General features: G+C 48.2%; 11 protein-coding genes. 6 read left to right on the top strand and 5 right to left on the bottom strand.

The window, feature by feature from the left end; all coding sequences use genetic code 11:
* Positions 1 to 16: 16 nt before the first annotated feature.
* Positions 17 to 559 carry a D-glycero-beta-D-manno-heptose 1,7-bisphosphate 7-phosphatase gene (gene gmhB / locus NX720_RS10835; RefSeq protein WP_262601135.1) on the top strand — a complete coding sequence of 181 codons (543 nt, stop codon included), beginning with the start codon at positions 17 to 19 and terminating at the stop codon, positions 557 to 559.
* Positions 560 to 655: 96 nt separating this feature from the next.
* A complete protein-coding gene (locus NX720_RS10840) occupies positions 656 to 1,381 on the top strand; it encodes a lysophospholipid acyltransferase family protein (RefSeq protein WP_262601136.1) in 726 nt (241 codons plus the stop codon).
* Positions 1,382 to 1,552: 171 nt separating this feature from the next.
* On the opposite strand, the gene lpcA is transcribed toward NX720_RS10840, so the two are convergent.
* The 5 genes from lpcA to dnaA form a co-directional block, all read right to left on the bottom strand.
* Positions 1,553 to 2,131, bottom strand: a complete 579-nt coding sequence (gene lpcA, locus NX720_RS10845; RefSeq protein ID WP_262601138.1) for a D-sedoheptulose 7-phosphate isomerase — start codon at positions 2,129 to 2,131, stop codon at positions 1,553 to 1,555.
* Positions 2,132 to 2,145: 14 nt separating this feature from the next.
* Positions 2,146 to 4,560, bottom strand: coding sequence for a DNA topoisomerase (ATP-hydrolyzing) subunit B (gene gyrB, locus NX720_RS10850; RefSeq protein WP_262601139.1), 2,415 nt, complete (start codon positions 4,558 to 4,560; stop codon positions 2,146 to 2,148).
* Positions 4,553 to 5,740, bottom strand: a complete 1,188-nt coding sequence (gene recF, locus NX720_RS10855) for a DNA replication/repair protein RecF (RefSeq protein ID WP_262601140.1) — start codon at positions 5,738 to 5,740, stop codon at positions 4,553 to 4,555. Before recF ends, gyrB begins: the two co-directional genes overlap by 8 nt.
* Positions 5,741 to 5,815: 75 nt before the next feature.
* Complete coding sequence (dnaN, locus tag NX720_RS10860) at positions 5,816 to 6,919, bottom strand: DNA polymerase III subunit beta (protein ID WP_262601142.1); 1,104 nt, start codon at positions 6,917 to 6,919, stop codon at positions 5,816 to 5,818.
* Between the two features lie 118 nt (positions 6,920 to 7,037).
* Positions 7,038 to 8,792, bottom strand: coding sequence for a chromosomal replication initiator protein DnaA (gene dnaA, locus NX720_RS10865; protein WP_262601143.1), 1,755 nt, complete (start codon positions 8,790 to 8,792; stop codon positions 7,038 to 7,040).
* 900 nt (positions 8,793 to 9,692) lie between these two features.
* Here dnaA and rpmH point away from each other — a divergent pair.
* The 4 genes from rpmH to yidC all read left to right on the top strand — a co-directional run bounded on the left by rpmH (position 9,693) and on the right by yidC (position 12,423).
* A complete protein-coding gene (gene rpmH / locus NX720_RS10870; protein WP_034878971.1) occupies positions 9,693 to 9,827 on the top strand; it encodes a 50S ribosomal protein L34 in 135 nt (44 codons plus the stop codon).
* Positions 9,828 to 9,848: 21 nt separating this feature from the next.
* Positions 9,849 to 10,220, top strand: a complete 372-nt coding sequence (gene rnpA / locus NX720_RS10875) for a ribonuclease P protein component (protein ID WP_262601144.1) — start codon at positions 9,849 to 9,851, stop codon at positions 10,218 to 10,220.
* A gap of 200 nt (positions 10,221 to 10,420) precedes the next feature.
* The gene (gene yidD / locus NX720_RS10880) at positions 10,421 to 10,762 is read left to right on the top strand and encodes a membrane protein insertion efficiency factor YidD (RefSeq protein ID WP_262565141.1); all 342 of its coding nucleotides are present in this window, start codon (positions 10,421 to 10,423) and stop codon (positions 10,760 to 10,762) included.
* A complete protein-coding gene (gene yidC / locus NX720_RS10885; protein ID WP_262601146.1) occupies positions 10,738 to 12,423 on the top strand; it encodes a membrane protein insertase YidC in 1,686 nt (561 codons plus the stop codon). Before yidD ends, yidC begins: the two co-directional genes overlap by 25 nt.
* Positions 12,424 to 12,470: the final 47 nt, after the last annotated feature.

Here is a 12,470-nt window from a genome sequence, read left to right on the forward strand (position 1 = left end):
GGTATTATATCGGTCTATGAACACACTAATTATTCTTGATCGTGACGGAGTGGTTAACGAAGACTCCGATAACTACATTCGCTCCGTGGATGAATGGATTCCAGTTCCCGGCAGTATTGAAGCCATCGCCAGGTTAAGTAAAGCAGGTTATACCCTTGCTGTTGCAACCAACCAGTCAGGTATTGCCAGGGGGTATTACCCACTCTCTGAACTGGAAGCCATGCACACCAGAATGAACCAGCTGGTTCAGGAGCAGGGCGGTCATATAGATTGCGTCAGATACTGTCCCCATGGACCTGACGAAGGTTGCCAGTGCAGAAAGCCGGAAACCGGTCTGGTTGACCAGATTGAACAACACCTTAATATGTCCGCCAGTGGTGCCTGGCTTGTTGGCGACTCATTAAAAGACCTGCAATGCGCGAGACGTAAACACTGCCAGCCTGCACTGGTAAGAACAGGGAAAGGTGAAAGGACTCTGGCAAAGGGCGAGGGGTTGGAAGGTGTTCCGGTGTTTGAATCACTGGCTGACTTTGCGGATCATTTGCTGGGGCATTTCTGACCGCCAGCCGCCTTCTTAAGCCAAGAGCCAAGAGCCAAGAGCCAAGAGCCAAGAGCCAAGAGCCATAAATCATGACAACATCGAAAAAGGTTTTAAATGTCCGTTGTCGTATATAGTTTAAGAACCATTCTACTCTACCTGGCTTTGACTGTATGGACAGTCTGCTGGTCGTCATTCATGTTGATAGGGTTGCCGCTGGCTCCCTTCAGAAAAAGACATACCCTGGTAAAAATCTGGGCCCATGTCACCATCAACCTGGCTCGCTGGATTGCCGGGGTAAAATGGGAAATTAAGGGAAAGGAGAATATTCCGGACACTCCCTGTGTCATTGTCAGTAACCATCAGAGTTCCTGGGAAACGTTCTTTCTGCAGACATTGTTTACCCCTCAAACCCAGGTGATTAAAAAGTCACTGTTGAATATTCCCTTTTTTGGCTGGGCTTTTCGACTGACTAAGCCCATTGCTATTGATCGTGACGATCCGAGGCGCTCTCTGCAACAGATCGTAGAGCAGGGGAAACAGGCTTTGAAGCAGAATGTCTGGGTGTTGATTTTTCCCGAAGGAACCCGGATTCCTAACGGTGATCTTGGAAAATTTTCCCGGGGAGGCATTAATCTTGCCCGCAAAGCAGAAAGGAATATCTTACCTGTCGCCCACAATGCCGGCAGCTGCTGGCCTAATAGCTCATGGATAAAACGTCCTGGCACAATCACGGTGCATATTGGTAAGGAAATCAGTATTGAAGAAAAGACGCCAGCTCAGTTGAATGAGGAGTCCAGGCAGTGGATTGAAAAGGCGCTTGAAGAAATGAACAACCGCTGAACTCCCAAAAAATGCCCTCAGTCCTTCGGGGTTAGGGCATTTTTTGTTTATCTATTTTTGGCTTTTAGCTTTTGGCTATTGGCTGTTGGCTTTTAGCTTTTAGCTGTCCATACAGCCATCAACCAATAGCCAATAGCCAATAGCCAACAGCCAACAGCCAACAGCCAACCATTATTCCGCCATCAGCTTTTCAATGAGTTGAATCATAATGTGGATCGCTTTGATATGTACTTCCTGAATACGATCTGCATAACCAAAATGCGGAACCCGTATTTCTACATCGGCGATTCCAGCCATTTTGCCGCCATCCTTGCCACTTAATAAAACAACCTTCATGCCTTTCTTTCTTGCCGCTTCAATGGCTGAGATGATGTTTCCGGAGTTCCCACTGGTGCTGATTCCCAACAGGACATCCCCCTCAAATCCAACCCCTTCAATGTAACGGGAAAAGACATGGTCATAGCCATAATCATTGGAAACGCAGGATAGGTGACTGACATCTGAAATAGCAATGGCTGGATAGGCTGGACGGTTATCCCGATAACGGCCAGTTAACTCTTCTGCAAAATGCATGGCATCACAATGAGAGCCACCGTTGCCACAGGAAATAACCTTGCCACGATTTTTAAATGACTCAGTAATCAGTCTGGCGGCATCATTAATAGCATTGATACAGCTCTCATCGTTCAGGAAACGATCCAGCACTTGTTGTGCTTCTTCAAGTTCTTGTCGAATAAGTGACTGGTACATAGCGACTCCTTTCATTACACGTCAAGGTTTGCCACACGCAGTGCGTTGGTTTCAATGAAGTCTCGACGAGGCTCAACCTGATCACCCATCAGGGTATTAAAGATCTGATCAGCAGCAATCGCATCTTCAATGGTCACTCGCAGCATCCGGCGTACATCTGGATCCATGGTGGTTTCCCAGAGCTGATCCGGATTCATCTCACCCAAACCTTTATAACGCTGGATACCAACCCGTTTGGTCGATTCAGCCATCAACCATTCGAGACCTTCTTCAAATGAAGTTGTTTCCTTTTTACGTTCACCTTTCTGGAAGAACGCTGTTTCTTCCAACAACCCCTGCAACTGCTTACCCAGCTTGACGATTCCACGGTAATCGCCCGAGGTGAAGAAATCATTTCTCCAGGTGTAATCTGATGGAATACCGTGGGCCAGAATGGTCACTTTCGGCAACCAGGCGTGATGCTCACGATCCTCTATGCATTTGAAAGTAATAGTGCGGCCAGCCAGATCAATTTGCTGAACACGTTCATTCAGCTTGTCTGTCCACTCTTTCATAAAGGCTTGATCACCGAGGTTGGCTTCTTCCACCTCAGGCATATAGATCATCTCCTTCATGATATCCATTGGGTACAGGCGAGAGAGTCGCTCAATACCGGCAATCACGTGGCGATATTCCTTCACCAGATTTTCCAGCGGTTCATCGGCAATACCCGGCGCATTCTCATTGACGTGCATGCTGGCATTTTCCAGTGCCGCCTGGGTCAGGTATTCACTGAGCGCTGTTTCATCTTTCAGGTACTGCTCCTGCTTACCACGCTTGATCTTATACAGAGGTGGCTGAGCGATATAGACGAAACCATTTTCAATCAGCTCCGGCATCTGACGGAAGAAGAAGGTCAGCAGCAGTGTACGAATATGAGAACCATCAACATCCGCATCGGTCATGATGATGATGTTGTGATAACGCAGCTTTTCAATATTGAATTCTGAACGGCCGATGCCACAGCCCATGGCCGTGATCAACGTACCCACTTCAGCAGAGGACAGCATCTTGTCGAAGCGGGCCTTCTCTACGTTCAGAATCTTACCTTTTAGTGGCAAAATAGCTTGAGTCTTGCGGTTACGTCCCTGCTTGGCAGAACCACCCGCAGAGTCACCCTCCACAATGTACAGTTCTGACAGCGCCGGATCTTTTTCCTGACAGTCAGCCAGCTTGCCAGGCAATCCGGCAATATCCAGTGCGCCTTTCCGGCGAGTCATTTCACGGGCCTTCCGGGCCGCTTCACGGGCGCGGGCAGCATCCAGCATCTTATTCACAACCGCTTTGGATTCCTGAGGGTTTTCCACCAGGTAATCAGCAAAGTATTTGCTCATTTCCTGTTCCACGGCTGTTTTTACTTCCGATGACACCAGCTTGTCTTTGGTCTGGGAAGAGAACTTGGGGTCGGGCACTTTGACAGAAATAATCGCCGTCAGACCTTCACGGGCATCATCACCAGAAGTCGACACTTTCTGTTTCCTGGTAAAGCCTTCCCGCTCAATGTAGCCATTCAAGCTTCGAGTCAGAGCGGCACGAAAACCGGCCAGGTGAGTACCGCCATCGCGCTGGGGAATGTTATTGGTGAAGCAGTAGATACTTTCCTGAAACCCATCGTTCCACTGCAAAGCCACTTCAACGCCGACACCGTCTTCACGATTTATATTGAAATGGAACACCTTATTGATGTTGGTTTTGTTGGTGTTCAGGTATTCAACAAAGGCGCTCAGACCACCTTCATAGCGGAAGTCATCTTCCTTACCAGTACGCTCATCCACTAGTTTGATGTAAACACCAGAATTCAGGAACGACAGCTCGCGCAGTCGCTTGGCCAAAATATCGTAGCTGAACTGAATATTGTTGAAAGTCTCTTCAGATGGGACAAAATGAATTTCAGTACCACTGTTTTCGGTTTCGCCGATGACCTTCATAGGTTCCTGTGGAACACCGTGCACATACACCTGTTGGTGAACCTGCCCACCACGACGAATAGTCATTTTCAGCTCTTTTGACAGGGCATTAACCACCGATACACCTACGCCATGCAGACCGCCGGATACCTTGTAAGTGTTGTCATCAAACTTACCACCAGCGTGCAGAACCGTCATGATAACCTCAGCTGCTGAGACACCTTCTTCTTCATGGATGTCTACCGGAATGCCACGACCATTATCCTTCACGGTAATGGATTCATCTGGATGAATAACAACAGTGATCTGGTCACAATAACCCGCAAGGGCTTCGTCAATTGAGTTGTCAACGACTTCAAACACCATGTGGTGCAGACCTGTACCATCATCCGTGTCACCAATATACATACCCGGGCGCTTACGAACGGCATCCAGGCCTTTCAGCACCTTAATATTGGACGCATCGTAGTTTTGTTCACTCATGCTCTATCTCCAACGATTCAGCCTGGCGAATCTCACGCCCAGGATAGATTTGTTCATTAGCCTCCAGTCGCCCTTGTTTCACGTGAAACACTTTGACATTGACTTCAGGCAGCCAGCAATCAGACAGTGCAGATTGCTCGACACAGGTGATAAACACCTGGCTTTTCATATTTTGTAGTATTGAACACAGCGCTTTCCGGTGAGGAGCGTCCAGCTCCGATGGTAAGTCGTCCACCAGAAAAACGCATTGTTTGCCGGTCTTTTGATAAAACAACAAGCCTTGTGCCAACTTTAACGCGCAGACAACCAGCTTTAACTGCCCTCGCGAAAGAATATCTATGGCATTTATGCCATCCATTTTTACCCGAATATCGGCTCGTTGAGGTCCTGAATGCGAGAACCCGGACTGAATATCCCTCTCCACCCCTTCTGCAAGTACTTCAGCAAACGAGCGTACCCGATCCCAGCCCCGGTAATAACTAAGCTTGATACCTTCAAGATTCGTTAGTTGACCCAGTACTTCATGAAAGACGGGTGCCAGCTGCTCAAAGTACTCTTGTCTTAACTGATGAACCGATTCAGAAGCCTTCACCAGCTCAGCATCCCAGACAAGGAGTTCAGCGCGAATCTGACCCAGAACAGAACGATTAATAGAACTGGACATTCTACCATGGCGAAGCAAACTGTTCCGCTGTTTGAGCGTCTTCTGCAGTCGTTTCCAGAGAGGAATAAAATCACGTTGTTTCACGTGAAACACTCCCCAGTCTAAAAACTGCCTTCTTTCTTTAGGAGAGCCTTCCAGTAATTGAAAGGTATCAGGGTTGATTAACTGCAAAGGCAGATGTTGCGCCAGTTCAGAAGTCGATCTTAAGTTCTCGCCAGAGACTCGTATCTGAAAGTTCTCATCTTGTAGGGCCCTGGAAACACCAATATTCAACATCGCACTACCTGAATGGCGAACCTGGCCAAAAACCGTACATTTCGGCTGATCCCGACGAATAACCGGCTTTACCCTGTTACTACGAAAAGAACGAGCCAGCCCCAGCAAATAGATAGCCTCAAGCACACTGGTCTTACCACTACCGTTCAGGCCATAGAGGATATTGATAAAAGGAGAGGGCTGTATGGTTAAAGATTCCAGATTACGAATATCTTTAACCATCAATTTATGGATGGTCATGCACAACCCTCGGAAGAAAACAGCGACTTAGCAAGATGTGTCGATATTTGAGAGTTGTGCGTCTTCATACATTATTTACAGGCGCATCGGCATAACAACAAAGGTGGAGTCGCCACCTTCAGACTCTTCCAGCAGAGCACTGCTGTTAGGATCAGAAAGGGTGATTTTTACAGAGTCTCCAGAGATAACAGACAGAACGTCCAACAGATAACTGACGTTAAAGCCAATTTCAATCGCGTCGCCATGATAGCTCAGGTTCACTTCTTCTTCCGCCTCTTCCTGCTCAGGGTTATTTGCCATCACCTTAAGTAGACCATCGTTCAGAATCAGACGGATGCCACGGTATTTTTCATTGGACAGAATAGAGGCTCGCTGGAAAGCCTGGCGCAGCTGTTGCCGATCACCAACAATAATCTTGTCACCACCGCGAGGTACTACGCGATCATAATCCGGGAATTTTCCATCAACCAGCTTGGAAGTGAAAATGAAATCGCCGGTTTTGGCTCGGATATGGTTAGCGCCCAGAGAAATATGCACCATCTCCTCACCTTCGGTAAGAAGGCGAGCCATTTCCATAATACCTTTCCGAGGCACAATCACCTGGTGTCGATCCTGCTGATTAATGTCAGCGTCCACTGCACACATGGCAAGACGGTGACCGTCGGTTGCCACAACCCGAAGACAGTTCTGACTGACTTCAAGCAACATGCCGTTCAGGTAGTAACGGACATCCTGCTGAGCCATAGCAAAGGCTGTTCGATCAATCAGCCGGCGCATCCGGGTCTGACCAATGGTAAAGGTCATAGAACCCGCTTCTTCTTCAATGCTTGGGAATTCATTAGCTGGCAGAGTAGAAAGCGTAAAGCGTGAACGTCCGGCGCGCACCTTGACCCTTTGATCATCCTGAGAAAATTCAATCATGGCGTTCTCAGGAAGAGACTTACAAATATCCATCAGCTTACGTGCCGGAACAGTAATCTCGCCGCCTTCAGTAACATCATCCAGAGAAACGCGGCCAACCAGTTCCACTTCCAGGTCTGTACCTGTCAGGGAGAGTTGATCACCGTCCACCACCATCAGGACGTTAGACAAAACAGGTAGTGTCTGCCTGCGTTCTACAACGCCCGCCACCAGTTGCAGCGGCTTCAGCAATGCTTCCCGATTAATGGTAAATTTCATCGCTTTCCTTTCTCTTGCTAGCAGGAAAAGAGCCGGTGCCCTTTTCTCAAATTCAATAAAATCTGTTGAAACTTTTATACCAGAAACTATTACACCAGAAACTACTGCATCAGAATAATTAACTGGTTAAAGATCTCAACAGGTTCTTGTAGTCATCCCGAATCTCACTATCTGTACCCGTTAGCTCTTTTACTTTACGACAAGCATGCAGCACCGTAGTATGATCTCGACCACCGTAGGCATCGCCGATTTCCGGTAGACTGTGACTGGTTAATTCCTTGGACAGCGCCATGGCAATCTGTCGGGGTCTTGCCACAGAACGACTGCGTCGTTTGGATAAGATATCAGCAACTTTGATTTTGTAATACTCTGCCACTGTTCTCTGAATATTATCTATAGAGACCTGCTTGTCCTGCAAGGCTAAAAGGTCTTTCAGGGATTCTCTGATCAGGTCTATATCAATCTTCCTTCCCATAAAGTGCGCGCTGGCAATGACTCTCTTGAGCGCTCCTTCCAGTTCCCGAACATTAGAGCGTATACGCTGCGCAATAAAGAAAGCGGCTTCATGGGGCAGGTCTACACGGTGCTGTTCTGCTTTTTTCATCAGGATCGCAACGCGGGTCTCCAGTTCCGGAGGCTCGACCGCTACGGTTAAGCCCCAGCCAAAACGAGATTTCAGACGTTCTTCAACACCACTGATTTCTTTAGGATAACGATCACAGGTCAGGATCATCTGCTGGCCACCTTCCAGTAACGCATTGAAAGTATGGAAAAACTCTTCCTGTGACCGTTCTTTACCCGCAAAAAATTGGATATCATCAATCAGCAAAGCATCCACAGACCGGTAATAACGCTTAAAGTCATTAATCGCATTAAGCTGCAGTGCTTTTACCATATCGGCCACAAAGCGCTCTGAATGCAGGTAAACCACTCTGGCATTCGGGTTGTGCTTTACCAGCGAATTACCCACTGCATGCATGAGGTGGGTCTTACCCAGACCAACCCCCCCATAGAGAAACAGTGGGTTATAAGACGCTCCGGGGTTTTCAGCCACTTGCTTCGAAGCCGCCAGCGCCAACTGGTTAGACTTACCTTCAACAAAGGTTTCAAAAGTGAATTGGGTATTCAAAGAGCTGTGATGCTTAATGGAACCTTCCACTTCAACCTGCCGTGTTGGCGTCACTATCTCCTGCGAAGGATCAGGCTCGTCCGTTTCAAGATCGCTTTCTTTGAGAGAATCCTTAAGAGTATCTTTCAGTGGATTAACCTTGCGCTGCTGTTTAGTAACAGGCTTAACCGGTACTTTATCAACAGGTTGTTCTGCCAACGGCTCATCCACAGCCAGAGATTCCTGCATTAACAGAGGCTCGGCGGGAGCTCTGCTCACTTCCAGGTTATCCACCAGTTTTTCAGTAACTGTCCGCTCCTGTAGCTCTTTTGAATCAGAACCTGTCGCAGTATTTTTCACCGAGTCCAGAATTGGATTGTGAAGCGCTGGCTTAGGGGAGGCGGATGTCTCCCGGGCAGAAGCCACTGAGCGCTGGGCAAACTGTGAAGAAAATGAAGGTGTACCGCTGCCGGCCTGTGCAGAACTTCTGCTACTGGAACGACGACTCAGGGATTGTGGTCGGCGGTTCGACACCGCCAGGGCTACAGCAGGTGGTTGTCCATCCGTCAGTTCATCGAGAATTTCCTCAACTCTCGGCAAAAACTTCTCCTTCACCCAGTCTGATACAAAGCGGTTAGGAGCCAGCAAACATAAGTCGTGCTCATCCCCCATCACTTTTAGTGGGCGAATCCATGTATTGAACTGCTGTGATGACAATTCATCCTGAAGAAGATCTATGCATTTTTGCCAGAGCTCAAGGGGCACAGGCGCTCTCCTGAAACTTTTCTGATAACGAGCCTGATATCGAGCCTGATAACAATCCCGAAACCGGATGATGATGAAGCTAATCACCCTGCCTGCTTAACAACTTCCCGGAAGGCTGGGTATTCCGAATGATTGTATCCTTTCGCCCAAAAGTTATCCACACCAGCCCTAGAAGAATGCAGAGCTGATAACTAATTTTTTGTGCTTTTAATTCATATAGTTATCAACAGGAAAAACCTGCTTTTCATATAAACTATTTTTTATTTCTACCTGTGGATAGACCTGTGCAATAGCAGGGTAAATCCATAGGGATGAGCTGTGTATAACCAGTGGTATAACTTAGGCTGTGCATAACTGGCTATTTTATAAACAACCCATCCTCAGGTAACCAACAGCTAAATACCGTGATATCTACAGCTTGGTGCACAGGCCTTAAGCCTTGATAGCACTGAAGAAATGCCACTTATCCACAAAAAATGGCTTGCCTAATAACAATCATAAAAACAAAACAACATACACAAGAAAAATATATATTTTCTTAATTTATGATTTGTCCCTGTTTAGTTAATCAGTAAGAAGGGGTGAATAAAATAAGTTCCACGCTGTTTTCTACAGGTCTGTTCCAGGTCAGGGGAAAGTTAAACCATTAAGAGCAAACAAAGATTTTGTGGGTGTTGATTTTTTTATTATGAGTATCAAAAGCAGCGCTCTATAGACTGGTGCTAATCAACATAAGGGCAACAACATGGACCTCAACGGCAAACTCTTGACAAATGCAAATTGACGCAGATTAGTCAATTCCTTAGAATGCCCGTCTTTTTGTATATCCATAACGGGTGTGCAGCGTCTTCCTGAGAAGATTGATTAACCAAGAATCGATTAACCAAGAGTAGTGTCATCATGAAAAGAACTTTTCAACCATCTAACCTGAAGCGTGCCCGTTCCCACGGTTTCCGTGCTCGTATGGCCACCAAGAACGGTCGTGCTGTTATCAACCGTCGTCGAGCCAAAGGCCGTAAGCGTCTGAGCGCCTGATTTAAGCAGTAAGACTGTCAGGTGAGCTTCGCTTTTAGCCGCGATAAGCGGTTGTGCTCAGCAGCTGATTTCAAGCAGGTATTTGACCGTGCTGATATCAAGGTATCCAGTCGGCACTTACTGATTTTGGCGAAAGTGAGTGATCACGATCATTCCAGACTGGGTCTGGTGATTGCCAAAAAGAATATCCGTAAGGCCAGCGGTCGAAATCGTGTCAAACGACATATTCGTGAAACTTTTCGTCTGAAGCAGGGCGAACTGGGTCATTTGGATATCGTAGTACTGGCACGCCGGGGCTTGGATGAGCTCGAAAACTACGACATTAACAAACTGCTATCCAGACAGTGGCACAAGCTGGCACGTCGTCTGGGTGAGTGGGAAGAGTCCCGATAGCCCGGGCCAGACAGCCCAAAGCTGTGGATACAACCACTTAACAATTTGGTGGACGTTGTAGAGCTGGGTGACTGGGGAGGTAGACACTGCCTCCAGTCGCTTGCGTCACCAGGGAAGGCTTTTGCCTTGATTGGTAAGCACAGCTTATGGAACTAAGCCTTACTGTCTCCTGAAGTCCAGGGTAGATTGAGTAAAAAGACATGCAAAACAGCGTGATACACACGATCAAAGATCTGCCGAGACTACTCGCCAAAGGTTTGATCCGGGTCTATCGCTATTGTATAAGCCCTCTTATGGCAGGGCGTTGTCGATTTTATCCAACCTGTTCCGCTTATGCTCAGGAAGCACTCGACAGCCATGGTTTTCTGAAAGGCAGCAAACTCACTATTTTAAGACTGCTGCGTTGCCATCCCTGGCATCCGGGAGGCTTCGATCCGGTGCCGGAACCCTCAGACAGGCTCAATCGGACAGAATCAGACAATCATTCCCATCAACCAGAATCTGTGGCTCGGACATCATGGATCTGCAAAGAACACTCCTGATAGGCGCCGTAGCTGTTGTTGGTGTAGTGACACTCCAGCAATGGAACGAAGATTACAATCAACCAGCCCGACCAACCGGGGAAGAAGCAATAACAAGCATGTCTAATATCTCTATCGCACAAAGCGGTTCAGATATGCCGACACTTTCCTCCGACAGCGCAGGTACGGTTACCTTTGACGGTAATGCATCGCCATCCGCTCAACTTGTCAGCGTAAAGACAAATACCCTCAATGTTCAGATTGATCCCGCCGGTGGCGATATTATCGGTCTGAGCCTGCCCCAATACCCTGCCTGGCTACCGGAAGAAGGTGAGGACGTTCCTCCCTTCGAACTACTGGTACAGAAATCAAACTGTGTCAGCGGCAGCGTGACCTGTGAATACACTGCGCAGAGCGCACTGGTACGAGCGGATGGTCCACAGGCTAACAACCAGCGCCCACTGTACAACGTCAAGCAGAACAGCTTTACCCTGGATGATGGCAAGGACACCGTCGTTGTTGACCTGACCCGTTCCACTGACGAGCTGAACCTGACCAAGCGTTATACTTTTGTTCGTGGCTCTTACGACATCCGCATGGATTATGTCATTGAGAACAAGGGTGACACCGTTTGGCAGGATCGCTTTTATGCACAGCTGAAGCGCGATGGCTCTGAAGACCCCAGCACCGCCAACTCCAGTGCGCCGATGAACACCTATCAAGGTGCCGCTGTGCGCTCTGTGGATCAGCCTTACGTTAAACTGCCCTTCAAGGACTTTGCCAAGTCCCGCTTTGAGCAGAATGTTGAAGGCGGCTACGCGGCTATGTTGCAGTTGTACTTCCTCACGGCGTGGGTGCCGGATCAGGGACAACGTCATACCTACTACACCAACCTGTCCCATGATCAGCAGTACCACTTTGTCGGCTTTATCGATAACGTCGCTGTTCAGCCGGGCCAGACCGTTACCGTAGGTGCTGACCTTTACGCCGGCCCTAAAGATCAGGATCGTCTGGAACAGCTGGCCGATGGACTCCAGCTGACCAAAGACTTTGGCTGGTTATGGTTCCTGGCTCAGCCTCTGTTTACCCTGCTGAAGTTTATTCAGTCCATGGTAGGTAACTGGGGCTGGTCCATTATCCTGCTGACGGTGTGTGTGAAAGCGATCTTCTACCCGCTGAACGCTACCAGCTTCCGCTCCATGGCTAAAATGCGCAAGCTGGGGCCAAAGATGCAGGATCTGAAAGAAAAGTATGGCGACGACCGTCAGAAGCTCTCTCAGGCGATGATGGAGCTGTACAAGAAGGAGAAGGTCAACCCAATGGGTGGCTGTCTGCCAATTCTTGTTCAGATGCCTGTCTTTATCGCCCTGTACTGGGTACTGCAGGAGTCCGTTGAACTGCGTCAGGCACCATGGCTGGGCTGGATTCATGACCTGTCGCAGATGGATCCGTACTTCATCCTACCGCTGATCATGGGTGGTTCCATGTTCGCTCAGCAACTGCTGAACCCGACTCCCCCGGATCCTACGCAGGCGAAGGTGATGAAGATGATGCCGGTTATCTTCACGGTGTTCTTCCTGTGGTTCCCGGCTGGTCTGGTACTGTACTGGATAACCAACAATACACTGTCGATTATTCAACAGTTCATCATTACCAGGAAGATTGAGAAAGAAAGTACTTAACGTTCTTTTGCCAATGCTTCAAAAAAACGACCCGGCGGCTTTGCTTC

It is taken from the genome of Endozoicomonas euniceicola (genome assembly GCF_025562755.1).
Taxonomy (GTDB): Bacteria; Pseudomonadota; Gammaproteobacteria; order Pseudomonadales; family Endozoicomonadaceae; genus Endozoicomonas_A; species Endozoicomonas_A euniceicola.